Source organism: Aquamicrobium sp. LC103 (genome assembly GCF_001014615.2).
In the GTDB taxonomy this organism is placed as follows: domain Bacteria; phylum Pseudomonadota; class Alphaproteobacteria; order Rhizobiales; family Rhizobiaceae; genus LBCQ02.
Window position 1 is genome coordinate 191,610 of record NZ_LBCQ02000007.1, and the last position, 23,906, is coordinate 215,515.

Consider the following 23,906-nt stretch of genomic DNA (forward strand, 5'->3'; position numbering starts at 1 on the left):
CGGGCGCACGTCGGGTCGGCGTCGGCTGCGGGCGGACGGGATATTGCCTTCGAGTGTGCCGGAAGCAGCTCGATGCGCGACTTCCTCATCCTGAGGTGCTCCCCGCAGGGGAGCCTCGAAGGATCGAGTGCACCGCGCCGTCGCTTGATCTCGCATTTCCTCATTCTGGGGAGCGAGCGCAGCGGGCCCAAAGAATCGAGCGCGCTGCGCTGTCGCTTGATCTCGCCATTTCCTCATCCCGGGGAGCGAGCGCAGCGGACCCAAAGAATCGAGCGTACCGCGCTGCCGTTTGATCTCGCCATTACCTCATCCCGGGGAGCGAGCGCAGCGGGCCCAAAGAATCGAGCGCACCGCGCGGTCGCTTGATCTCGCCATTACCTCATCCTGAGGAGCGAGCGAAGCGAGCCTCGAAGGATCGGAGCGGGCAATGTTCTACTATCTTTCCAAGATCTTCTGGATCGTTGCTCAACCGATCAATCTGATCGGCATTCTGGGTTTCGCCGGGATCGTCCTTGCTTTCGCCGGCTGGCGGCGCCTGTCGCTGCTGTTTGCGTCGGCCTCGTTCCTGATCCTCGCGCTCGGCGCCTGGACCAGCCTCGGCGCGCTGATGCTCCACCCGCTCGAGGATCATTTCGCGCGGCCCGACCCCGCGCCTGAAAATGTCGTCGGCATCATCGTTCTCGGAGGCGGCTTCGAGGGCGGGGTCAATCTCGTGCGCGGCGGCTACGAGCTCAACGCCAGCGGCGACCGCTTCGTCGAGACGGCGATCCTGGCGCGGCGCTATCCGCAGGCGCGCGTGGTGGTGACCGGCGGCACGGGCGCGCTGATGCTGGAAGGCGAGGGCGACGCCGACACCGCGCCGCGCCTGCTGATGGCGCTGGGCGTCGAGCGGGACCGGCTGGTTCTTGAAAATCGCTCCCGCAACACCTTCGAGAACGCGGTCTTCACGCGCGAGCTGGTCGAGCCCGCGCCGGGCGAAACCTGGCTTCTGGTGACCTCGGCCTTCCATATGCCGCGCTCGATAGGTCTTTTCCGCAAGGCAGGATTCGACGTCGTGCCCTGGCCCGCCGACTATCGCACCGCCGGCAACGAGACGGTCGGGCCGGCGCAGGACAACGTCTCGGATTCGCTGCAGAACCTGTCGCTCGCCATCCGCGAGTGGATCGGGCTGGTCGCCTATCGTCTGACCGGCCGCATCGATACGATCTTGCCCGAGGTCTAAAGCCCCGGCGTGTCGAGCACCGAAAGCCGCGCCTTCGAGAAGAATTGCCGGCGCACGAGAACGGCGATGATGCAGGTCGTCGTGGCGATGAAGACCCACGGGCCGATGAACCAGCCGATATAGCCGAGCGAGAAGAAGATCGCCCGCAGACCCGCGTTGAAATGCCGGCCCGCCAGTATGTTCATCTTCGCCGCGCGCAGAAGCGCAGCCTCGGTTTCGGCCGCGTCGCCTCTCATGTCGCTCAGTACCGGCACGGCGCCGATCAGTATCGAGCAATAGTTGAACAGCCTGTACGACCACCCGAACTTGAAGAAGGCATAGGAGAGGAGCGCGATGAGGCCGAACACCTTGGCCTCGAAGATCGGACGCTGCAGCGGCTGGTCGGCGGAAAGATCGCCGAGCACGGCAAGCACTTGGTCGGACGAGCCGAGAAGCGCGAAGCAGCCGCCGACGGCGAGGATGCAGGTGGAGGCGAAGAAGGCCGTGCCCTGCTGCAATCCATTGATGATGCTGGTGTCGATCATCCGCAGCTCGCGCCGCGCCATCGCCCGCATCCAAGCCTCGCGCTGCAGGTCCATGGCGCGGGTCAGGGTGGTGCGCTTGATGATGCGCCCCTGCACCGCGAGCGCAAAGGCCATCCAGCCTCCGAGAAAGAAGGCGAGCGCGACGATGTCCATCGGACTGCGGAAAAGGGAATCAAGCTGCATCGGCCGGAGAATACCGCGAATGCGGCTGTCGCGTTATCATTTCCGCGCCGTATTCCCGCCGCAAGCGTTGCTCAAAAGTTAGCGTTCGAAACAAATACAACCAGTTGAAAATCCTAATCAAAGACCTCTCACCCCCACCTGCTTCCATGGCGCGCGCCTTCGTTGCGCCTTTTTTGCAGTTGCGAAAGGAAGCCGGCTGTCCTATGTGTCTGCACCGGTGGCCTGTCCTTGCAGGCCCATGGCTCCCTGTTGGAGCGGCAGAAAACCACGGATACGGGAATTCGATGGACGATAGCGTTCAGAAATCCTGCTGGGGCCTGACGGTCAAGGCAGTGATAGCAATTGGGTGCGTCATCCTGCTTGCATGGCTCTTCAATGTCCCCGCTGAAACCGGGGCGATCCTCGCCGCAGGCTGATAACCCCTCGACGCCGCGCATCGGCGCATTTTTCACCGGCGATCACGACAAACAGGCCCTCTCGTTCACGTGACGGGAGCCTTCTGGCGTGGTCGCCGGCTCGGCCTTCTCCGCATCGGCCTCCCGGACACGCATTTGATCGGGCGTCCGTCGTGTCGGATATCGTCGTTGCATCAAAAGCAGGGTAGAATACCCTTTGGGCATGGTGTATGGAGCCGCGGTCCCGAAAATCCGGGTCTCGGCGGCGTTTGCCGCCCCTGACGAGCTATTGGGTGCGAAAATGAAGAAATGGTCCCCGAATTCCTGGAGAGCGAAGCCGATCCAGCAGGTTCCGGCCTATCCGAACCTCGCCGCGCTGGCGGAGACCGAAAAGCAACTCGCAACCTATCCGCCGCTGGTATTTGCCGGCGAGGCGCGCAAGCTGAAGAAGCAACTCGCCGCCGTCGCTTCGGGCGAGAGCTTCCTGCTCCAGGGCGGCGACTGCGCCGAAAGCTTCGCCGAGCACGGCGCCGACAATATCCGCGATTTCTTCCGCGTCTTCCTGCAGATGGCGGTGGTGCTCACCTTCGCCGGCGCGCAGCCGGTGGTGAAGGTCGGCCGCATCGCCGGCCAGTTCGCCAAGCCGCGCTCGTCGGACAACGAGACGAAGGGCGAGGTGACTTTGCCGAGCTACCGCGGCGACATCATCAACGGCATCGAGTTCGACGAAAAGTCGCGCGTGCCCGATCCCGCGCGCCAGGAAATGGCCTACCGCCAGTCGGCCGCCACGCTGAACCTGCTGCGCGCCTTCGCGCAGGGCGGCTACGCCAATCTCGAGAACGTGCACAAATGGATGCTCGGCTTCGTCGCCGACAGCCCACAGGCCGAACGCTACGAGGCGCTCGCCAACCGCATCACCGAGACCATCGATTTCATGCGCGCGGTGGGCATCAATGCCGAGAGCCATCCGTCACTGCGCGAGACCGATTTCTACACCAGCCACGAGGCGCTGCTGCTTGGCTACGAGGAGGCGCTCACCCGCGTCGACTCCACCTCCGGCGACTGGTATGCCACTTCGGGCCATATGATCTGGATCGGCGACCGCACGCGCCAGCCGGACCACGCGCACATCGAATACTGCCGCGGCATCAAGAACCCGCTCGGCCTGAAATGCGGCCCGTCGCTGACGCCGGACGGCCTGCTGCAGCTCATCGATCTGCTCAACCCGGAGAACGAGCCGGGCCGGCTGACGCTGATCGCCCGCTTCGGAGCCGACAAGGTTGGCGAGCACCTGCCCAAGCTGGTGCGCGCGGTGGAGAAGGAAGGGCGCAAGGTCGTCTGGTCATGCGACCCGATGCACGGCAACACGGTCACCGCCGCGGGCTACAAGACGCGGCCCTTCGAGCGCATCCTGCGCGAGGTGCAGTCCTTCTTCGAGGTGCACCACGCGGAAGGCACGCATCCGGGCGGCATCCATATCGAGATGACCGGCAAGAACGTCACCGAATGCACCGGCGGCGCGCGGGCGATCCGCGACGACGAGCTCCAAGATCGCTACCACACCCATTGCGACCCGCGGCTCAACGCCGACCAGGCGATCGAGCTGGCTTTCCTGGTCTCGGACCTTCTGAAGAAGGGCAAGGCGGGCGTCAGCGCCAAGAAGGTCGTGAACGGCTGAGGGCCGGCACTCGCGGACGTTGAACGGGCGCCCTCGCGGCGCCCGTGTTCTTTCCGGGTCATCAAGCCTGCGGCGCGAAGACCGATATTGCTTGCGGGTGCACCTTGAAATGCGCCGGGGTCGAGGTGACGATCTCGCCGTCGGCGTTGACGGGCAACGGCTTCTCCGTCTCCACGTCGAACTCGACGCAGCGCGCCGTGCGCACCTCGCTCCAGGCGCCGTGCTTGCCGGAACGGAACGAGCGCAGCATCAGCGCCAGCTTCCAGAGGTTCTTCATCTCGAGGCTGTAGAGGTCGAGCTGCCCGTCATCGATCCTGGCGCTCTCCTCCACCACGTTGCCGCCGCCATAGTGGCGGCCGTTGCCGACCGCGATCTGGTAGGTCGAGACCTGGCTTGCCTCGCCCTTTTCGGTGATGCGGGCGGAGAACGGCTTGGCGCGGGTGAGCACCTTGCCGGCGGCGAGCGCGTAGCCGACCCGGCCGAACCGTTTTTTCAGCGCCGGATCGAGCCCTTGCGCGAGCTTGGTGCTGAGGCCGATGCTGGCGACGTTGAAGAAGGCGTGGCCGTTGACGGTGCCGACATCGATGCTTTGCTGGTGGCCGGCCACGATCACGCCCGCCGCCTCGACGAGATCCATCGGAATGTGCAGGGTACGCGCCAGGTCGTTGGCGGTGCCCATCGGCATGATGCCCATCGGCAGGCCGCTTTCTAGCACCGCCATGGCGGCGGAGGAGACCGAGCCGTCGCCGCCGCAAACGACGACGAGGTCGGCTTCGTTGCGCAGCCGCACGATGTCGCGGGCGATCTCCGGCAGCGCCTCGAAAGGCTCGACCGTCACGGAAAGGCCGCCCGCCTTCAGCCGGTCGAGCACCGGGCGGACCGATTCCTGGCCGCGGCGGGCCTTGGGGTTGATGAGGAAGAGGGCGCGGCGCGTCTTGACCTTGCTCACATTGGTTCCTTGGGCTTGTTCGGAGTTGCGCAGATAGGAGTTCGACAACCGGATTGCGACATTTGTGCCGTCGCCAAGCGGGCAATGTCGCATTCCGCTGATCGCAGCATGCAGGATTTTGCGATTTTTGGCGGCTGGAGAACGTGTGAGAATCGCCCTTATTCCGAGGAGGTCGGAAATGCAGAAAAATCCGGAGACGGGCTCGGGCGGCTGCCTTTGCGGCGCGGTGCGCTTCAGGACGACGGGCAAATTGCGCGGCATCGTCTACTGCCACTGCTCGCAATGCCGGCGGCAGACCGGCCATTACTATGCGGCCACGAATGTCAACGATGCCGACCTGGAAGTGGAAGGCGCGCAGAACCTGACATGGTTCGCCGCGTCCGATTTCGCCAAACGCGGCTTCTGCGGGACCTGCGGCTCGGCGCTCTTCTGGAAGCACAACGAGCTGGACCACACCTCGGTGCTGGCGGGGAGCTTCGACAATCCGTCCGGCCTGCGAGGCGAGCGCCACATCTTCGTGGCCGACAAGGGCGACTACTATTCCATCGAGGACGACCTGCCGAAAGCATGACGGTTCGAGCAGCGGCGTGAACGAGGCTCCTGGATGGTCCCGTCTTTCGCGGTCGGACGCGGCCGCCGCTTCGCCAGCGAATCCGACGTCTTCGTTGAACCCGACTGTTGCGGATATGGCGCCGTCAGCTAAAGAGTAGCTGGCTCGGCCGGGGCGATGTTCACGCGGCCGAGGATCAGAACGCCACGACGGGTCCGATCATGCAGAGACTGATAAAGGCGGCGTGCAATTCGTTGCGCGCCCTGAATTTCCTCCTTCGCAACGAGGAGGCCTTCAGGCTGGAGGCGATCCTGTTCGTGCTCGCCCTGCCGGTCGCCTACGTGATTTCGCCGACCTGGCGTGGCTACGGCCTGCTGATGGCCGCGCTGCTGCTCCTGATGATCGTCGAGGTCTTGAACACGGCGGTGGAGGCGGCCTGCAACGCGCTTTCGCGCGAGTTCAACGCCGACATCCAGATCGCCAAGGATTGCGGTTCGCTGGCTGTCGCGATCGCGACCGTCCTCGCGGTGGGTATCTGGGGCCTGGCGATATGGGAGCGGCTGGCGGGGGCGCCTATCTGATCTGCCGCGGCCGTTCCGCGCGTTGGCGGAAATGCCGGCCCGTCCACCAGGCCAGGCCGATGCCGAGTACGGCAAGGCCGAGAGCGACGAGGAGCCGGTGATGCTTTTCGAGCGCTGCGCCGACGAGTTGTTCCGCGCCCAGCCCGAACACGTAGCCGATGCCAAGGAAAAGAGCTGCCCAGATCAGCGAGGCAAGCGCGTTGAGCAGCAGGAATTTGGGAACCGGTATCCGCGACAGGCCGGCCGCCACCCCGCCCACGAGCCGGAAGCCGTAGGCATAGCGGTTGAAAAGCACGTAGAGCGCCGGATATCTGTCCACCAGCTCGAAAGCTCGGGCAAAGCCGGGCCTCTCGCGCAGCTTGGCGACATAGGGATGGTCGGAAAAGCGACGTCCGACGAGAAAGAACAGCGAATCGCCGAGGAACGCGCCGAAGAATGCGGCAAGGAGCGCATTTGCCGGCGCGAAGACATGCTGGTGGACGAAGAAGCCGCCGAGCATCGCCGCTGTCTCGCCCTCCGCGATACAGCCGGCGAACACGGCGATGAGGCCGTATCTCTCGATGAGAAAATGGATCGTCTCGCTCAAGCCTTCGCATCCCCTCTGGCAAGTCGCGCGTCCAGCGCCTCCAGCGAGGCCGATAATGTCGCGATCCTGTCGCGCAGTTCCAGCATTTCCCGGTGGCGGAGCTCGTCCAGCTTCTCGTGCAGCGCCATGATCTCGATCTCGGCTTTCAGATTGACGGCATAGTCGTGGCTCGCATCGAGGCGGTCGCGCTCGGCCTGGCGGTTCTGCGACATCATGATGATCGGCGCTTGCAGCGCTGCGATCATCGACAGGACGAGGTTGAGGAAGATGAACGGGTAGGGGTCGAAGCTGTCTCCCCCGAGCAGCCATGCGTTCCCCAACGTCCAGACGATGAGGAGGGCGATGGCGGCGACGATGAAGCTCCACGATCCGCCTATGCGGGCGATGGCGTCCGCCAGCCTGTCGCCGAAATTCTGGGCGCCGGCATAGTCCTCGTTGCGGTCCCGCGAAATGGTTTGGCGGCTGATCGCGCTTTGCAGGACCCTGCTCTCCAGCTCGCTCAGCGTTTCGGGCGTGCGCGTAAGCCAGCGATTTGCGAGATCCGCGACGGATTTTGTCATGATCGACTCCCTCTAGGAACCGTGCTCGGCTTCCCGAACCGAGTGTCGGTTCGTCGCGAGGGCTTGGCAAGCGTGCGTCGACGTGGAAAATCGCTGTGCCGCCTCCACAAGCGCGGCCGGAGGGTGAGTACCATGGCAGATTTCGACAGGATCCGTTCCCGCGCCGCCGAACGCAAGGGTGGAGACGAGGTCCTACGCTCATTGCTCGGGCCGGTGCCCGACAATAAGGCGGTCGCGGCGGTCGCCGACGATCGCGTTCTGTCGACCATGGCGGAACGCGTGTTCTCGGCAGGCTTCGTCTGGAGCGTGATCGAGCGGAAATGGCCGGACTTCGAGGAGGCGTTCCTCGGCTTCGAGCCGAAGCGGCTGCTCTTCCAGCCCGATGATTTCTGGTACGATCTCGCTTCCGACAAGCGCATCGTGCGCAATCCGCAGAAGATCAAATCGGTCCGCGAGAACGCCGCCTTCGTCGATCGCGTTTCAGCCGAGCATGGCGGCTTCGGCAAGTTTCTGGCGAACTGGCCGGCCGACGACCAGATCGGTCTGATGGACTTCCTCGCCAAGCGGGGAAGCCGGCTCGGTGGCAATACCGGCCAATATCTGTTGCGCTGGCTGGGCTGGGATACGTTCATCATCTCGCGCGACATGGCGGCCGCCCTGCGCGATGCCGGGCTCGACATCGCCGAAAGCCCGACCTCCAAGAAGGATCTGCAGAAGATCCAGGCGCAGGTCAATTCATGGGCGGCGGAAACGGGGCTTCCGCGCGCCCATATCTCGCGCATTCTCGCGATGTCGATCGGCTCCAACCATTCGGCGGAGGAGCTGCGCGAATATATGGGCGAGTAGAAGCCGGGCTTCATGGCCCAAACGATCGGCATTGCCGCTTCGCCTGCCGCACGCTACACGAGCAGACATGACAAAATCCGCTTCCTCTCCCGATATTCTCCGCATCGCCGTCGCCCAGCTCAATCCGGTGGTGGGCGACGTTTCCGGCAATCTCGCCAAGGCGCGCGAGGCGCGGGCGGATGCGGCGCGCCAGGGTGCCGATCTGGTGCTCTTCACCGAGCTCTTCATCGCCGGCTATCCGCCGGAGGACCTCGTTCTTAAGCCGGCCTTTCTCGCCGCGTGCGAACGCGCGGTGGAGGAATTCGCGGAGGATACGGCCGACGGTGGACCGGGCGTGATCATCGGCACGCCGCTGAAGCGCAAATCCGGCATCCACAATTCCGTCGTCGTCGCCGACGGCGGCAAGATCATCGCCGAGCGCTACAAGCTCGACCTGCCCAACTATGGCGAGTTCGACGAAAAGCGCGTCTTCCAGCCCGGTCCCGACATGCCTGGCCCGGTCAATTATCGCGGCGTGCGCCTTGGAATTCCGGTCTGCGAGGACATCTGGGGCGACCTCGCCGTGTGCGAGACGCTCGCCGAGAGCGGGGCGGAAATCCTGCTCGTGCCCAATGGCTCGCCCTATTATCGCGGCAAGGTCGACATTCGTCACCAGATCGTGATCCGCCAGGTGATCGAAAGCGGCCTGCCGATCCTCTACGCCAACCAGCTTGGCGGACAGGACGAGCTCGTCTTCGATGGCGCCTCTTTTGCGATCAACGCCGACAAGTCGCTCGCCTTCCAGATGAGCGAGTTCGAGGAAGCCTGCGCCGTCACCACCTGGAAGCGCATCGACGACGAGTGGCGTTGCACCGGCGGGCCGATGTCGAAAATCCCCGAGAAGGAGGAGGCCGACTACCGCGCCTGCATGCTGGGCCTGCGTGATTATGTCGACAAGAACGGCTTCAAGAACGTCGTTCTCGGCCTTTCCGGCGGCATCGATTCCGCGATCTGCGCGGCACTCGCGGTGGACGCGCTCGGCGAGGAACGCGTGCGCTGCGTGATGATGCCTTATCGCTATACCTCGAAGGACTCGCTCAAGGATGCGGAGGACTGTGCCCGCGCGCTCGGCTGCCGCTACGATATCGTGCCGATCTTCGAGCCGGTCGACGGCTTTTCGCACGCGCTGACCCAGCTCTTCGAGGGCACCAAGGAAGGCATCACCGAGGAGAACCTGCAGAGCCGCGCGCGCGGCACGATCCTCATGGCGATTTCCAACAAGTTCGGCTCGATGGTGGTGACCACCGGCAACAAGAGCGAGATGTCGGTTGGCTACGCCACGCTCTACGGCGACATGAACGGCGGCTTCAACCCGATCAAGGATCTCTACAAGATGCAGGTCTATGCGGTCTCGCGCTGGCGCAACACCCATGTGCCGCCCGGTGCGCTGGGGCCTTCCGGCGAGGTGATTCCGCGAAACATCATCGACAAGGCGCCCTCGGCCGAACTCAGGCCCGACCAGACCGACCAGGATTCGCTGCCTCCCTATCCGGCGCTCGACGACATCCTGGAATGCCTGGTCGAGCGCGAGATGGGCGTCGACGAGATCGTCGCGCGCGGCCATGATCGGGACACGGTGCATCGCATCGAGCACCTGCTCTACATTGCCGAGTACAAGCGCCGCCAGGCCGCTCCGGGCGTGAAGATCACGAAGAAGAATTTCGGCCGTGACCGCCGCTATCCGATCACGAACAGGTTCAGGGATCGGGGCTGACGTGTCGGGGCTCGAGATCAGCTTCGATCTTTCGCGTATCGATTTCGACCGGACGTCCGCCCTGATCCGGCAATCCTATTGGGGAGCCAAGCGGACGGATGATATCCACCGGCGCGCCTTCGCCCATTCGATCTGCGCAATCGCGCTGATCGACGGGGAGCAGGTCGGTTTTGCCCGCGCCTCCGGTGACCGGGCCATATTCGCGCGCATCTCCGATGTGATTGTCTGGCCTGAGCATCGTGGCGCCGGTATCGGCAGGGCGCTGGTGCAGGCGCTGCTCGATCATCCGGAGCTCGCCACGGTGTCGACCTGGATGCTCGCCACGTCCGACGCGCACGGCCTTTATGCGCGCTTCGGCTTCGAACCCGTGACAAACGGCAACGAGATGCGCCTCGATCGATCCGCGCCAGGCCAGTAGAAGCGCCTCCGGCGCGGGGATGATCACATCGGCAGGGTCCCGCCACCCTCCACGATCTCGCGCCTGTCATAAACGTGGTCGACGATGCCCCAGTCCTTGGCCTCATGCGCGGTCATGAAGAAGTCGCGGTCGAGCGTGCGTTCGACCTCCTCCTCGGTGCGGCCGCAATGGTGCGCGTAGAGGCTGATAACCCGGCGCTTCAGCTTGATGATGTCCTCGGCGTGGCGTTCGATGTCCGATGCCTTGCCCTGGAAGCCGCCCGAGGGCTGGTGCACCATCACGCTGGCATTGGGAAGCGCGATGCGGCGGCCGGGCTCGCCCGCCATCAAAAGGAAGGACGCCATCGATCCGGCGGTGCCCATGCACAGGGTCGAGACCGGGGACTTGATGAACTGCATCGTGTCGTAGATGGCGAATCCGCTGGTCACCACGCCGCCTGGCGAGTTGATGTAGAAGGAGATCTCCTTGTTGGGGTTCTCCGACTCCAGGAAGAGCAGTTGCGCGCAGATCAGCGAGGCCGAATTGTCGTCGACCATGCCGTTCAGGAAAACGATGCGCTCGCGCAGGAGTCGGGAAAAGATGTCGAAGGAACGCTCGCCGCGCGGCGATTGTTCGACGACCATGGGGACGAGCTGCATCGTGTCGCGCATGTCGCGATCTCCGTTCGGGTTGTGTTTCGTTTGTCGTCAGGCCGCGCGGGCGAGAGGCGGGCGGTTCGTGTTCGCCGCTGCGACCGGCGTCCTTGCCGTTGCCGGCAAGCCGTGGGTCAGTCGGAACCAGGTGTGCCCGTTGGGGCGCGGCCAGAGCTCGAAGGTCACCTCCGTCTCCGCCGGATAAGCCGTCTCGTCCCGCCAGGCATAGCGCAGCAGCCGATAAGGCTCGGCCTCGACGATCTCGTAACTCGGTCGGGGAGCATCCGCAGCCGCTTCGCGATCGATTCCCAGCCATTCGGCGGCGAGCTCGGGCACGGTCAAGGCGCGCCAGACCTTTTCCGGCGAGGCATCGAGTTCGCATTCGACGACGGTCTCGTCGCCGCTTCGTTCCTGCCCGTGGCTCGTCGTCATTGATCCATCTCCTTGAGCAGCGTCTTGAGATTCTCGACTCTGGCGGGCCAGAAGGCGCGGTAGCGCGTCAACCAGTCGATCAGCGGGCTCAACCCGTCCGGGTTGACACGATACCTCACATGGCGGCCGGAACGCTCTTCGCTGATCAGGCCGGCGCCTCGCAGCACGGCGACATGCTGCGAGACCGCCGGCTGCGAGATGGACAGTCCGTCCCGCAGTTCTGTCGCGTTCTTTTCGCCCGCGAGCAACCGTTCGAAGACGGCGCGTCGCGTAGGGTCCGCAAGGGCACGAAAAATATCCGTTTCATTCATGGAGACAGATAAGCATGTACTTATCGATTGCGCAAGCGGTTATGTCGGACCTCTTTGTCACGGGGAGGCAAGCCCAGCGGTTCGCGGTGCGTGGCTCTATGGCTCGGCGCCGTCGTCGAAGATGTTGCTCCTGCCTTTCCCAAATCGCGGCTTCTGCGCCTCGCCGAGAGATCTTTCATGCCCTTCCTTTCCTTCCTGCGCGAAAATGCGAGATGGCTCGCCGGCGGTTTCCTGCTGACCTATTTCTCTTCCTTCGGCCAAACCTTCTTCATCTCGCTTTCGGCGGGAAACATCCGCGAGGAGTACGGGCTTTCCCACGGCCAGTTCGGCACGGTCTACATGCTGGCGACATTGGGAAGCGCGTTGACCATGCCGCGCTTCGGCCAGATCGTCGATCGCTACAGCGCGCGAACGGTCGCTCTGATCATCATGCCCGGCCTCGCGGTCGCGACGGTGATGATGGCGCTGTCGACCCACATCGTGCTGCTGGTGCTTTCGATCTACCTGCTGCGGCTCTTCGGGCAGGGGATGATGGGCCATCTCGCCTTCACCACCATCGGCAAGTGGTTCGCCGCCCAGCGCGGACGTGCGATTTCCCTGGCGGCGATCGGCGTCAATGTGGGCGAGGGCGTTTTCCCGCTGATCTTCGTGGCGGTCGCCGGCGTGATCGGCTGGCGCAATTCCTGGCTTGCCGGCGCCGCCATCCTTCTGCTCGTCGCCCTGCCGCTGATATTGACGCTGTTCGCCGCCGAGCGCCGGCCGAGAAGCAGCGATCCCAAGATCGTGGCGACGCGGACGCGCGACTGGACGCGGGGCGAGGTCGTGCGCGACCCGCTTTTCTATCCGATCCTGATCTGCACCATGGCGTCTCCCTTCATCGGCACCACGATCTTTTTCCATCAGATCTATCTCGTCGAGCTGCGGGGATGGTCGCTCGAGGTCTTCGCCTCCTCCTTCGCCTTCATGGCGGCTACGACAGTCTGCTTCGCGCTCGTCTCGGGCTATCTGGTGGACAGGTTCAGCGCGGTCAGGCTTCTGCCTGTCTTCCTCCTGCCGCTCGGCATCGCCTGCCTCGTGCTGGGCGGCGTCGAACAGCAGTGGAGCGCCTTCGTCTTCATGGGGCTGCTGGGCCTCACCTACGGCTTTTCCTCGACCTTGCTCGGCGCGCTCTGGCCGGAGGTCTACGGCATCCGCCATCTGGGTGCGATCCGCGCGCTGGCGATGTCGATACTGGTCTTCGCCACCGCGGCCGGCCCGGGCCTCACCGGCTTTCTCATCGATCTCGGCGTGAGCTATCCGCTGCAGATCATCGCGATGGGCGGCGCCTGCTTCCTGGTCGCCTTCGCGATGGTCTTCGTTTCGGCGGCGTTGCAGGAACGCGCCGTTGGGGTTGCAGGATGAACACAGTTGCCGTTTTCTTGTGCATCGGCCCTTGGCGAAACGATTTTGCGTGTCTATAAGCGTCTTCCCTTTTAGTCCTTCAAGGAGAGTCCGAATGCCAGCATTCCGATCTTCCCAGCAAGGCAGCGCTCCAAGAGTGTAGTTCCGAGCAGGGCCGGCATCGGCCCGTTCTCGCGCCAACACCGTCAGGCGACTGCCCATACCGCCTTGCCCGCGTGACGCGGCAAGCTACGGCTGTATCCGGGCGCCGCCTGCCCCTGACGTATTTTTCGTTTCGGCGCCTTTCTTCATTTTCTGTTTTTTGGGACCGGACGCATCTGGCGTCCGGCTGTCGACATGGCTTCTTTTCTTATCGATCTGCGCGGCAACGCGTTTCGTGACGTATTCAGATTCACGGCCGAGCACTGGCGCAGGCAGCCGTTGCGCCTCGTGGTCATCATCGGCGCGGTGCTCGTCTCCACGACGGCGGACGTGCTGACGCCGCTCTATTCGGGACGGCTCGTCGATGCCGTCGCGCGAGGCGCGGCGAGCGACGAACTCGCCTGGAACGCGGCGCTGACCGCCTTCTTCATGCTGATCGCGCTGTCGGCGGGTGCGGTGGTGATGCGCCACATCGCGTTCAACAGCATCATCGACCTGACGATGAAGATGATGGCCGACATCGCGGCGGATGCGTTCAACCGGGTGCAGCGTTTCTCGACCGACTGGCATGCCAACAGCTTTGCCGGCTCGACCGTGCGCAAGGTGACGCGCGGCATGTGGGCGCTCGATCTGCTCAACGACACCGTGCTGGTTGCGCTGCTGCCCTCGGCGGTGATGCTCGTCGGCTCGACGCTGTTGCTCGGCTGGTACTGGCCGATGATGGGCGTCATCATCGCGATCGGCTCCATCCTCTACGTGGTTTTGACGGTGACGCTGTCGCTCGGCTACGTCGCGCCGGCGGCGAGCCTCGCCAACGCCTGGGACACGCGCCTGGGCGGCGCACTCGCCGATGCCGTCTCCTGTAACTCGGTCGTCAAGGCGTTCGGCGCGGAAAGCCGCGAGGATAGCCGGCTCGGCAAGGTGATCGCCAAGTGGCGCAGCCGCACGCGGCGCACCTGGGTGCGCGGCACCATCAACGGCACCGTGCAGGGCATCACCATGCTGGTGCTGCGCTCGGCGGTGATCGGCTTCGCGATCGTGCTGTGGGCGCGGGGCGAGGCGAGCGCGGGTGACATCGCCTTCGTGCTCACCTCGTTCTTCGTGCTGCAGGGCTATCTGCGCGACGTCGGCATGCATGTCCGCAACGTGCAGCGCTCGGTCAACGACATGGAGGAACTCGTCGCCATCCACGACGAGCCGCTCGGCATCGACGACCGGCCTGGCGCCGGTCCGATCGAGATCACCGACGGTGGCATCGATTTCGAGAACGTGACCTTCCACTATGGCGGTCACAAGGTTCCCCTCTACAGGGATTTCTCGGTCTCGATCCAGCCGGGCGAGCGCGTCGGCCTCGTCGGGCATTCCGGCTCGGGCAAGACGACCTTCGTCAAGCTGATTCAGCGGCTCTACGACGTCAGCGGTGGACGGATCGTCATCGACGGCCAGGACATCTCGGAATTCGAGCAGGCCTCGCTGCGCTCGCAGATCGCGATCGTGCAGCAGGAGCCGATCCTGTTCCACCGCTCGCTGGCGGAAAACATCGCCTATGGCAAGCCCGGCGCCACGCAGGCGGAGATCGAGCATGCCGCGAAGCTCGCGAGCGCGCATGACTTCATCTCGGCGCTGCCCAAGGGTTACTCGACCCTTGTCGGCGAGCGGGGCGTGAAGCTTTCGGGCGGCGAGCGCCAGCGCGTCGCGATCGCGCGTGCCTTCCTCGCCGACGCTCCGATCCTGATCCTGGACGAGGCCACGTCGAGCCTCGATTCGGAATCCGAGGTGCTGATCCAGCAGGCCATGGAGCGGCTGATGGTGGGGCGCACCACGCTCGTCATCGCGCACCGGCTGTCCACGGTGCGCTCGCTCGACCGGCTGCTCGTCTTCGACAAGGGCAAGATCGTCGAGGAGGGCGATCACGCCGCTCTGGTGCGGCGCGAGGGCGGCATCTATCGCCGGCTGTTCGAGCGGCAGGCGCTGGAGCTGACCAAGGGTTTCGTTTGACCCTGGAGGGGCCGCCACATGGCGGCTCCTCCACCTTCTGCCGCCTTGCCAAGCCACGCGCCTTCCGATAGGCCCGACCCATGAGCACGACCGTTCGTTTCGCCCCTTCGCCCACCGGCCATATCCACATCGGAAATGCGCGCACCGCGCTGTTCAACTGGCTTTTCGCGCAGAAGAGCGGCGGTCGCTTCATCCTGCGCTTCGACGACACCGACGTTGCCCGCTCGCGCCAGGAATATGCCGACCAGATCCAGAAGGATCTGCACTGGCTCGGCATCCGTCCGGACGTGACGGTGCACCAGTCGGCCCGCTTCGCGACCTATGACGCGGCGGTGGAGAAGCTGAAGGCGGCGGGGGTGCTCTATCCCTGCTACGAGACGGCCGACGAATTGGAGCGCCGGCGCAAGGTCAGGCTTTCGCGACGGCTGCCGCCGATCTACGGCCGCGAGGCGCTGAAGCTCACGACAGAAGAAAAGGCCGCGCTGGAGGCCGAAGGGCGCAAGCCGCACTGGCGCTTCCTTCTTCCGAATTTCGCCGCCGATCCGTTCCGGCCGGAACGCACCGAGGTGCATTGGGACGATCTCGTGCGCGGGCCGCAGACGGTCGATCTCGCCTCGATGTCGGATCCGGTGCTGGTGCGGGAGGACGGCACCTATCTCTACACCCTGCCATCGGTGACCGACGATATCGAACTCGGCGTGACGCACATCATCCGCGGCGACGACCATGTGACGAACACCGGCGCGCAGATCGCGCTGTTCCGTGCGCTCGGGGCCGAACCGCCGGTCTTCGGCCATCACAACCTGCTCACCGCCGCCTCCGGCGAGGGGCTCTCCAAGCGCAGCGGCTCGCTTTCGATAAAGGGACTGCGCGAGGACGGCATCGAGCCGATGGCGGTGGCCTCGCTCGCGGTGCTGATCGGCACGTCCGAAAGTGTCTCGGCGGTGCGCTCGATGACGGAATTGGCGCAGCGCTTCGATCCCGCCGCGACCTCGAAATCGGCCGCGAAATTCGATCCCGCCGAACTGCGGGTCCTGAACCGGGCGCTGCTCCACGCAATGCCCTATGCGGAGGCGTGCGATCGCCTCGCCGAAATGGGCATTGCCGGTGACAGGGCGGCACCGTTCTGGCTCGCGGTGCGCGGCAATCTCGAAAGGCTCGACGATGCGGCGGGCTGGTGGCGGATCGTCACGCAGGGACCGGAGATGAAACCGGATTTTTCGGACGAGGACCGCGCCTTCCTGCGCGCGGCCTTCGACGATCTCCCGCCGGAGCCCTGGGACAACATGACCTGGAAGGTCTGGACGGACCGCGTCAAGGAACTGACCGGCCGCAAGGGCAGGGCGCTCTTCATGCCGCTGCGGCTGGCGCTTACGGGGAGGGAATCCGGGCCGGAGCTCGCAGATCTATTGCCTCTTCTGGGCCGGGAAGAAACGCTGGCCCGACGACCCTGACGCGACGCTCCGCGTCGACCTCCTCCCGAGGCGGCAAGGAAAGCGTCTCTCCCGCCTGTATGCCGACGGCCGGACCGTCTCCGGGCGCCGGCTGCGACGGCGAACCGGGCGCCGGCGCCACATAGAATGAGGATTGGCGTCCGTTTGCGGCTTCACCGTCCGGGGCGGAGGCGGATCGTTCTCCGCCGCCGATGACTTCATATCCTTGCGCCATCCGCCCGCAGCCGCATGCCTGCGCGCGGGTGGCGCCCGCATCGCGATAGAGGAAGGCATTCGGCATCTCGCGATAGGGGATACCGGTGTTCGTCGAAACCATGTCCTCCGACTCTTCACCGGGCACCCGGTGGGCGTAGAGCTCCACTTTCGTTCCCGGACACATCGCCGCGCAGGCCCTGGCATCGCGCTCGAACGCCGGCGTCGAAACGGAGTAGGAGATCGGGAAATAATAGCCGTCGCACGCACGCACGCACATCGTGCGGTAATTGCCGGCCAGCTTTGCGGCCGGCGCGTTGCTGCCGTCGACGATGCGCACTCCGGCGTTTTCACGTCTTTCCGCCGAGGTTTTGCGGGCGGGAGGCGCCTGGCGGCAGTCGTTCGCGCCGAGCGCGGCGATGACGCGTGCGCGCTCGCGGCGATTGTCGCGCCCACCGGAGAGGCGGGCATGCGTGCGCCGAAGTTCGGCGAGGTTTTTCTCCATGCGCGCAAGGGTGACGTCGAGGCCGCTGCAATGGGGAAGCGAGCCACCGATCGCCGTGCCGCCGCATCCCGCCCTTCGCTGGTCGGCGCGAAGCTTGTCGATCTGCTGGCGCTGGGCGGCGATCGCCTGTTCGTAGCGTCCGGCCTGGGCACCGCCGCCCGCGCCGCGCGACGAGGACAGGGCGGCAAGTTGTCCTTCAAGTTGCCGGCAGAGCCGTGAACCGGCTGAAGCGTCGGAGGTTGCGGCGATCGTTGACAAGAAAATCGCCAGCGCAGCCATCCACCGCGCCGGAGACGATGCCGTTTTACCCCTGCCACCCAAGCTCATGAGCGAAGGCTAGCAGCGGGCGGTTAATCCTTGGTTCGCGCCGTCAGCCGGCCAGCAGCACGGCCTGCGACTTCTGGCTCGCCTCCACCACCGCCAGCGCGGTCATGTTGACGACGCCGCGCGAGGTGACCGACGCCGTCAGGATGTGCGCGGGCCGCGCCGTGCCGAGCAGGATCGGGCCGACATGCAGCGCGTCCAGCATGGTCTTCACGGTGGTCAGCGTGATGTTGGCCGAATCGAGATTCGGGAAGACGAGCAGATTGGCCTCGCCCTTCAGCGTCGAATGCGGATAGGCGCGATTGCGCAGCACGTCGGACAGCGCCGAGTCGCCATGCATCTCGCCTTCTGTCTGAAGATCAGGCGCTATCTCCTTCAAAAGCATGGCAGCTTCCCGCATCTTCAGCGCCGAAGCCGAATCGCGCGAACCGAAATTGGAATGCGACAGCAGCGCGGCTTTCGGCTCCAGGCCGAAACGGCGGATCTCCTCGGCGGCGAGCACCGTCATCTCGGCGATCTCCTTCGCCGAGGGGTCGAGCGTCACATAGGTGTCGGTGAAGAAGGTGACGCCGCGCTGCGCGATCAGCATCGACAGGGCGGAAAGGTCGGCGACGCCCTCGCGCCGGCCGATGAGCATGTCGACATAGCGCAGGTGCTTCTCGAACCGCCCTTCCAGGCCGCAGATCATCGCGTCGGCCTCGTCCCGCATCATCGAGAGCGCGGCGATGACGGTCGTGTTGGTGCGCACCAGCGTTCGCGCCGCCTCCTGGTTGACACCGCGCCGACCCGCGATCTGGATCAGGAGGTCGACATAATGGCGGTAGCGCGGGTCGTCCTCGGGGTTTACGATCTCGAAGTCGACGCCCGGCCTGATCTTCAGCCCGTAGCGTTTGAGGCGTACCTCCACGACATGCGGGCGGCCGATGAGGATTGGCTTGGCGATCCCTTCCTCCAGCACCACCTGTGCCGCGCGCAGCACACGCTCGTCCTCGCCGTCGGCATAGATGACGCGCTTCCTGTCGGAAGTCTTCGCGGCGGAGAAGACCGGCTTCATGATGAGGCCGGAGCGGAAGACGAAACGGCTCAGCGTCTCGACATAGGCGTCCATGTCGTCGATCGGCCGCGTGGCGACGCCGCTTTCCATGGCCGCGCGCGCCACCGCCGGCGCTATGCGCAGGATGAGACGCGGATCGAAGGGCGAGGGAATGAGGAAGTCGGGGCCGAAGATCGGCGTTTCGCCGGAATAGGCGCGGGCGGCGACGTCCGACGGCTCCTCGCGAGCGAGCGCGGCGATCGCATGCACGGCAGCCGTCTTCATCTCCTCGTTTATGGCGGTTGCGCCGACGTCGAGCGCGCCGCGGAATATGTAGGGAAAGCAGAGGACGTTGTTGACCTGATTGGGAAAATCCGAGCGCCCGGTGCAGATCATCGCGTCGGGCCGGGCCGCGCGGGCCACTTCCGGCATGATTTCCGGCACCGGATTGGCGAGCGCCAGGATCAGCGGCGTCGGCGCCATTTCCTTCAACAGCTCGGGCTTGAGCACGCCGGCCGCCGAAAGCCCCAGGAACACGTCGGCGCCGCCGATCACGTCGGCGAGCGTCCTCGCCGCGGTGTCCTTGACATACGGGTCCTTCCAGCGGTCCATCTCGTCGACACGGCCCTCGTAGGCGACGCCGAAGCGGTCGGTGACCCAGATGTTGTCGCGATCGGCGCCCAGCGCCACGAGCAGGTTGAGGCAGGCAAGCGCGGCGGCGCCGGCGCCGGAGGTGACGATCTTGGCCTTGGAGAGTTCCTTGCCGGCGAGTTCCAGCCCGTTGAGCACCGCGGCGGCGACGATGATCGCCGTGCCGTGCTGGTCGTCGTGGAAGACCGGAATGGCCATGCGCGCCTTCAACCGCTCTTCAACCTCGAAACATTCCGGCGCCTTGATGTCCTCGAGATTGATGCCGCCGAAGGTCGGCTCGAGCGCCGCCACCGTGTTGACCATTCCGTCGATGGCTGGGGCGTCGATTTCGATGTCGAAGACGTCGATGCCGGCGAATTTCTTGAACAGGACCGCCTTGCCCTCCATCACCGGCTTTGAAGCGAGCGCGCCGATATTGCCGAGGCCGAGGACGGCGGTGCCGTTGGAGACGACGGCCACGAGGTTCGCACGTGCGGTATAGTCTGCGGCCTTGGCCGGATCCTCGTTGATGGCGATGCAGGGCGCCGCCACGCCGGGCGAATAGGCGAGCGCCAGGTCGCGCTGGTTGCCGAGCGGCTTGGTCGCCTGGATTTCCAGCTTACCCGGCGTCGGGTAGCGATGGTAGAAAAGCGCGCTTTCCTGCAGGTCGGAACGTTTGGTCTCGTCGTTTTCGGTGTTCATGAATACCCAGCGTCGTTCGGTCGTTCGGCGTCAGATGCCGTTCTAGCACGACTGCCGGTTTTGGCGAGGATGAAAGGCCGTGGGATAACGCCGCAATCTTGCGCCGGCTTTGTCGGCTGACTTTCCGGAAAGCACCCATCCCGCGCGGCATGGGCGCCGCGCGGGTCGTGGAAGTCTCGGGCTCGAACGGACCGCTATCTCTCGACGACGCGCTGCCGCTGTTCGCCGAGGCCCGCGATGCCGAGGTGCATCTCGTCGCCGGCCTTGAGGAACTTCTGCGGCTTCATGCCCATGCCGACGCCGGGCGGCGTGCCGGTGGTGATGACGTCGCCGGGGTCGAGCACCATGAACTGCGACAGGTAGGAGACGATCTTCGCGACGCTGAAGATCATCGTGGCCGTGTTGCCGGTCTGCGCACGCTCGCCATTGACGTCGAGGAACATGTCGAGCGCCTGCGGATCGGCGATCTCGTCCGACGTCACGATCCAGGGCCCCAGGGGTCCGAAGGTCGGGGCGCTCTTGCCCTTCATCCATTGGCCGCCGCGCTCGGCCTGGTATTCGCGTTCGGAGACGTCGTTGCAGAGCGCGTAGCCGAAGACATGGGAAAGCGCGTCCGCCTCGCTGACATAGTCGCAGGTCTTGCCGATCACGATCGCCAGTTCGACCTCCCAGTCGAGCTTGCGCGATCCGCGCGGCAGGAGCACGTCGTCGTCCGGTCCCGACAGGCAGTTAGGCGCTTTGGAGAAGATGATCGGCTCGTCGGGGATCGGCATGCCCGATTCGGCCGCGTGGTCGGCATAGTTGAGGCCGATCGCGATGAAATGGCCGGTGCGTGCGAGCGGCGCGCCGAGCCGAACGCCCTGCGGAGCGGCCGGCAATGAGCCGAGGTCCAGCTTCGACAGCTTTTCCGCCAGGCCTGCCGAGAATGTTTCAGGCGAATAATCCGCGATGACGGAGGAAACGTCCCTGATCGTTCCGTTCCCGTCGAGAAGTCCCGGCTTTTCCTTGCCCTTTTCACCAAATCTAACGAGTTTCAATTGCTTAGATCCCTCTCTTCAAAGCTCGGTCGAATGTCAATCGGAAGGCGCTCTGAAAGAGCCGCCGCCAGGGATCTAGGCATGTCCGGCGGTGCGGACGGTTCTCCCGCCGCGAACTGCCATCCTCCCGGATCCTCCAGCTGCAAACCTATCCCGATGGGCCGACGAAGCACAACCATCATAAGCCTGTGACATGAGGAGATCATGTTCGCGCCTGAAAAATCCGCTCCCGCCAGCCGGCAGGGACTGGGGTTCCTCATGAGGGCGATCGTCGTGCTTGCCGCAGAATTAGCCGTAGCCGGTCAAAGTGCCGCCGCCGAATGCCCGGATGCTCCTTGCATGAGAGGCGCGGCGCACAACCACATTCACGGGCACGCCCCGGTTTTTCCGCCGGATATCGATCGACATCGTCCGGCGTCCGCCCGTCGTCCCGATGACGCCGCACGGTCGAGGCGGCCTCCGCAAGCGGTCGTGAAGGCGGGGCGAATTGGCGCCATGGCGTCGCCGGTCGCTGGCGAGCAGACTTTCCCGCCGAAGCAGGACCGATCTGCCCCGCAACGATATGCACTTCGTCTCGGCTGTCTCGGCGCGTAACCAGGCCGCGCGACCGTTCTCAGCCCCAAAGTGCCGATCGCGGCGGGCGGACGAGGGAGTCGGAATAGACGAGGCCCGGCTCTCGGTCGCGCGCCAGCAGGAGCGCGCCGTCGAGGTCGACGAAGTCGGCCTCCTGCGCGAGCAGCACGGCGGGCGCCATTGCCAGCGACGAGCCCACCATGCAGCCGATCATTATGCCGAGGCCGAGTTCCTTCGCCCTGTCGCGGAGTTGCAGGGCGGCCGTCAGCCCGCCGGCCTTGTCGAGCTTGATGTTCACGGCGTCGTAGAGGCCGACGAGGCCGGGAAGATCCTCGGCTATGTGCACGCTCTCGTCGGCGCAGATCGGCACGGGGTGGGGAATCGACGCCAGCACCGCGTCCTTTCCCTGCGGCAGCGGTTGTTCGATCAGCGCAATCCCGCATTCGGCCGCGACCGAGAGATGCTCGCGCAGGTTTTCCTCCGTCCATCCCTCATTGGCGTCGAGGATGATGCGACTGTCGGGCGCCGCCCCGGCGACGGCGCGAATGCGAGCGGTGTCGTCGGCGCTGCCGACCTTCACCTTCAGGAGCCGGTGTCCGCTCTGTTCGCGAGCCTGGCCGGCCATCTCCTCCGGCTCGCCGAGCGAGATGGTGACGGCGGTCACCAGCGGGCGCGGCGGCGCGGAGCAAAGCTCTTCGTGGGCCGGGACGCCGCGCAGCTTGAAGTCCAGGTCCCAGAGCGCGCAGTCGATCGCGTTGCGGGCTGCTCCGGGCGCCAGGGCGTCGAGCAGTTCGGTACGTGTGATCCCCGCCGAAATCGGCCCGCGCATCGCCTCGATCGATTCGCGCACGCTCTCCATCGTTTCGCCGTAGCGCGCATAGGGAACGCATTCGCCGCGGCCCCGGTGCGAACCCTCGGAGATCGTGCATGTGAGCACCTGCGCTTCGGTTTTCGTCCCGCGCGAGATGGTGAAGGCGCGGGCGAGGGGAAACCGTTCCGCTTCGACAAAAAGGTCACGCTTCATGTAAGAACTCCGCAATCGGCTCCGTTGACCTTCGCTGACAAAGTGACAGCCGGTCGCCGAGCCATTATGACTTGAACGATGTTGACGAAACACCGCAAGGAAGCAAGCCGCGGCGACGGCGAGCCGAACGACCGCCGTCCGACGGTGGAACTGCGCGACGAGGGCGGCCGCGCGGTGTGGGCGCTTTCGGGCGTGTGGAACACCCGTTCGGTGCACGAGGTCGACGGGCGGATGCGCGAGCTGGAGGCCGAGAACGATCACAAGCAGGTGGTTATCGACATTTCCGGCATTCGCGGGATGGACACGGCCGGCGCCTGGCTGATCGAGCGGCTCGTCGACGCCAAGCAGAAATCCGGCGTTTCGATCGACGTCACCGGCGAGTCGGAGGCCGCGAGCATCCTGCTGCCCGCGGTGCGCGAGGCGATCCAGAAGGGAAATCCTCCGCCTCCGCCGGCGCGTCCATGGTTCTTCATCCGCTGGCTGGAGCTTCTCGGCCGCGTCATGGTCAATGCGTGGAATGATTTCATCTACGGGATGTACATCCTCGGCTCCACCATTCGCGGCGCGCAGATGAAGCTCGGGCGCGGGCACGCTGTCAATCCGGCGGCGATCTTCAACCAGATAGATCGCATGGGCGTCGGCGCGATTCCGGTCGTGATTCTGATGTCGTCCATTGTCGGCGCGATCATCGCGCAGCAGGGCGCCTTCCAGCTCCGCTATTTCGGTGCCGAGATATTCATCGTCGACCTGGTCGGCGTGCTCGTCCTGCGCGAGCTCGGCGTGCTGTTGACCGCGATCATGGTCGCCGGCCGGTCGGGCAGCGCGATCACCGCCGAGATCGGCTCGATGAAGATGCGCGAGGAAGTCGACGCGCTCACCGTCATCGGGCTCAATCCGGTCGGCGTGCTGGTCTTTCCCCGGCTGGTCGCCCTCGTGGTCGCCGTGCCCTGCCTGACCGTGGCGGCGAACGCCGCAGCGCTTGCCGGTGCGATGGCTGTCGCCTGGTTCTATTCGGGTATCGCGCCCGAGGCGTTCATCGACCGCATGCGCGACGGCATCGATCTTTCCACCATTTTCGCGGGCCTGATAAAGGCGCCGTTCATGGCGCTGATCATCGGCATCATCGCTTCGGTGGAAGGCATGAAGGTCGGTGGCAGCGCCGAATCGCTCGGCCGCCATGTCACGGCCTCCGTGGTGAAGGCGATCTTCATCGTCATCGTGCTCGACGGCCTGTTCGCGATGTTCTACGCGGCGATCGACTTCTGATGACGG

Annotated in this window: 23 protein-coding genes; 12 read left to right on the forward strand and 11 right to left on the reverse strand. The window is 65.0% G+C overall.

Annotated elements, in window-relative coordinates:
• Positions 1 to 427: 427 nt before the first annotated feature.
• Positions 428 to 1,222 (forward strand): YdcF family protein, encoded by a 795-nt coding sequence (locus XW59_RS15380; protein ID WP_047146204.1) that lies wholly within the window; start codon positions 428 to 430, stop codon positions 1,220 to 1,222.
• Here the strand turns inward: XW59_RS15380 and XW59_RS15385 are convergent.
• Positions 1,219 to 1,929, reverse strand: coding sequence for a DUF599 family protein (locus XW59_RS15385; RefSeq protein WP_047146203.1), 711 nt, complete (start codon positions 1,927 to 1,929; stop codon positions 1,219 to 1,221). The genes XW59_RS15380 and XW59_RS15385 overlap by 4 nt on opposite strands.
• Positions 1,930 to 2,213: 284 nt before the next feature.
• Between XW59_RS15385 and XW59_RS29805 the strand changes: the two genes are divergently transcribed.
• The gene (locus tag XW59_RS29805; RefSeq protein WP_281406231.1) at positions 2,214 to 2,345 is read left to right on the forward strand and encodes a hypothetical protein; all 132 of its coding nucleotides are present in this window, start codon (positions 2,214 to 2,216) and stop codon (positions 2,343 to 2,345) included.
• A 280-nt stretch (positions 2,346 to 2,625) separates the two neighbouring features.
• The gene (locus tag XW59_RS15390; RefSeq protein WP_047146202.1) at positions 2,626 to 4,002 is read left to right on the forward strand and encodes a 3-deoxy-7-phosphoheptulonate synthase class II; all 1,377 of its coding nucleotides are present in this window, start codon (positions 2,626 to 2,628) and stop codon (positions 4,000 to 4,002) included.
• Positions 4,003 to 4,063: 61 nt separating this feature from the next.
• Here the strand turns inward: XW59_RS15390 and XW59_RS15395 are convergent, their stop codons facing one another.
• Positions 4,064 to 4,951, reverse strand: coding sequence for a lipid kinase (locus XW59_RS15395; RefSeq protein WP_047146376.1), 888 nt, complete (start codon positions 4,949 to 4,951; stop codon positions 4,064 to 4,066).
• Between the two features lie 178 nt (positions 4,952 to 5,129).
• On the opposite strand from XW59_RS15395, the gene XW59_RS15400 reads away from it, so the two are divergent.
• The gene (locus XW59_RS15400; RefSeq protein ID WP_047146201.1) at positions 5,130 to 5,522 is read left to right on the forward strand and encodes a GFA family protein; all 393 of its coding nucleotides are present in this window, start codon (positions 5,130 to 5,132) and stop codon (positions 5,520 to 5,522) included.
• Positions 5,523 to 5,722: 200 nt separating this feature from the next.
• Positions 5,723 to 6,082 carry a diacylglycerol kinase gene (locus tag XW59_RS15405; protein ID WP_047146375.1) on the forward strand — a complete coding sequence of 120 codons (360 nt, stop codon included), beginning with the start codon at positions 5,723 to 5,725 and terminating at the stop codon, positions 6,080 to 6,082.
• Here XW59_RS15405 and XW59_RS15410 read toward each other — a convergent pair.
• Positions 6,075 to 6,668 (reverse strand): DedA family protein, encoded by a 594-nt coding sequence (locus XW59_RS15410; RefSeq protein WP_047146200.1) that lies wholly within the window; start codon positions 6,666 to 6,668, stop codon positions 6,075 to 6,077. The genes XW59_RS15405 and XW59_RS15410 overlap by 8 nt on opposite strands.
• The gene (locus XW59_RS15415; protein WP_047146199.1) at positions 6,665 to 7,228 is read right to left on the reverse strand and encodes a DUF1003 domain-containing protein; all 564 of its coding nucleotides are present in this window, start codon (positions 7,226 to 7,228) and stop codon (positions 6,665 to 6,667) included. The genes XW59_RS15410 and XW59_RS15415 overlap by 4 nt, the downstream gene beginning before the upstream one ends.
• 132 nt (positions 7,229 to 7,360) lie before the next feature.
• Between XW59_RS15415 and XW59_RS15420 the strand changes: the two genes are divergently transcribed.
• The 3 genes from XW59_RS15420 to XW59_RS15430 all read left to right on the forward strand — a co-directional run bounded on the left by XW59_RS15420 (position 7,361) and on the right by XW59_RS15430 (position 10,245).
• Positions 7,361 to 8,074 (forward strand): DNA-3-methyladenine glycosylase I, encoded by a 714-nt coding sequence (locus XW59_RS15420; RefSeq protein WP_047146374.1) that lies wholly within the window; start codon positions 7,361 to 7,363, stop codon positions 8,072 to 8,074.
• Between the two features lie 67 nt (positions 8,075 to 8,141).
• A complete protein-coding gene (locus tag XW59_RS15425) occupies positions 8,142 to 9,827 on the forward strand; it encodes an NAD+ synthase (RefSeq protein WP_047146198.1) in 1,686 nt (561 codons plus the stop codon).
• Position 9,828: 1 nt separating this feature from the next.
• Positions 9,829 to 10,245: a GNAT family N-acetyltransferase gene (locus XW59_RS15430; protein ID WP_047146197.1), complete on the forward strand. Its 417-nt coding sequence runs from the start codon at positions 9,829 to 9,831 to the stop codon at positions 10,243 to 10,245.
• Positions 10,246 to 10,268: 23 nt separating this feature from the next.
• Here the strand turns inward: XW59_RS15430 and XW59_RS15435 are convergent, their stop codons facing one another.
• The 3 genes from XW59_RS15435 to XW59_RS15445 are packed head-to-tail and all read right to left on the reverse strand — an operon-like array spanning position 10,269 to position 11,620.
• The gene (locus tag XW59_RS15435; RefSeq protein ID WP_047146196.1) at positions 10,269 to 10,895 is read right to left on the reverse strand and encodes an ATP-dependent Clp protease proteolytic subunit; all 627 of its coding nucleotides are present in this window, start codon (positions 10,893 to 10,895) and stop codon (positions 10,269 to 10,271) included.
• 36 nt (positions 10,896 to 10,931) lie between these two features.
• Positions 10,932 to 11,309, reverse strand: a complete 378-nt coding sequence (locus XW59_RS15440) for an SRPBCC domain-containing protein (RefSeq protein WP_047146195.1) — start codon at positions 11,307 to 11,309, stop codon at positions 10,932 to 10,934.
• Complete coding sequence (locus XW59_RS15445; protein WP_047146194.1) at positions 11,306 to 11,620, reverse strand: metalloregulator ArsR/SmtB family transcription factor; 315 nt, start codon at positions 11,618 to 11,620, stop codon at positions 11,306 to 11,308. Before XW59_RS15445 ends, XW59_RS15440 begins: the two co-directional genes overlap by 4 nt.
• Before the next feature lie 177 nt (positions 11,621 to 11,797).
• On the opposite strand from XW59_RS15445, the gene XW59_RS15450 reads away from it, so the two are divergent.
• The 3 genes from XW59_RS15450 to gltX all read left to right on the forward strand — a co-directional run bounded on the left by XW59_RS15450 (position 11,798) and on the right by gltX (position 16,614).
• Positions 11,798 to 13,021 (forward strand): MFS transporter, encoded by a 1,224-nt coding sequence (locus tag XW59_RS15450; protein ID WP_047146373.1) that lies wholly within the window; start codon positions 11,798 to 11,800, stop codon positions 13,019 to 13,021.
• A gap of 336 nt (positions 13,022 to 13,357) precedes the next feature.
• The gene (locus tag XW59_RS15455) at positions 13,358 to 15,160 is read left to right on the forward strand and encodes an ABC transporter ATP-binding protein (RefSeq protein WP_047146193.1); all 1,803 of its coding nucleotides are present in this window, start codon (positions 13,358 to 13,360) and stop codon (positions 15,158 to 15,160) included.
• Positions 15,161 to 15,240: 80 nt separating this feature from the next.
• Positions 15,241 to 16,614: a glutamate--tRNA ligase gene (gene gltX, locus XW59_RS15460; protein WP_047146192.1), complete on the forward strand. Its 1,374-nt coding sequence runs from the start codon at positions 15,241 to 15,243 to the stop codon at positions 16,612 to 16,614.
• On the opposite strand, the gene XW59_RS15465 is transcribed toward gltX, so the two are convergent.
• The 4 genes from XW59_RS15465 to dgcA all read right to left on the reverse strand — a co-directional run bounded on the left by XW59_RS15465 (position 16,532) and on the right by dgcA (position 22,634).
• On the reverse strand, positions 16,532 to 17,569 hold the full coding sequence (locus tag XW59_RS15465; protein ID WP_170990161.1) for a DUF2865 domain-containing protein: 1,038 nt from the start codon (positions 17,567 to 17,569) through the stop codon (positions 16,532 to 16,534). The two genes, gltX and XW59_RS15465, sit on opposite strands and share 83 nt — an antisense overlap.
• Before the next feature lie 112 nt (positions 17,570 to 17,681).
• The gene (locus tag XW59_RS15470) at positions 17,682 to 20,000 is read right to left on the reverse strand and encodes an NADP-dependent malic enzyme (protein WP_047146190.1); all 2,319 of its coding nucleotides are present in this window, start codon (positions 19,998 to 20,000) and stop codon (positions 17,682 to 17,684) included.
• Positions 20,001 to 20,194: 194 nt separating this feature from the next.
• Positions 20,195 to 21,037 carry a fumarylacetoacetate hydrolase family protein gene (locus XW59_RS15475; protein ID WP_047146189.1) on the reverse strand — a complete coding sequence of 281 codons (843 nt, stop codon included), beginning with the start codon at positions 21,035 to 21,037 and terminating at the stop codon, positions 20,195 to 20,197.
• A gap of 613 nt (positions 21,038 to 21,650) precedes the next feature.
• On the reverse strand, positions 21,651 to 22,634 hold the full coding sequence (dgcA, locus tag XW59_RS15480; RefSeq protein WP_047146188.1) for an N-acetyl-D-Glu racemase DgcA: 984 nt from the start codon (positions 22,632 to 22,634) through the stop codon (positions 21,651 to 21,653).
• Positions 22,635 to 22,712: 78 nt separating this feature from the next.
• Between dgcA and XW59_RS15485 the strand changes: the two genes are divergently transcribed.
• A complete protein-coding gene (locus tag XW59_RS15485) occupies positions 22,713 to 23,900 on the forward strand; it encodes an ABC transporter permease (protein ID WP_047146187.1) in 1,188 nt (395 codons plus the stop codon).
• The last annotated feature ends 6 nt before the right edge of the window (positions 23,901 to 23,906 follow it).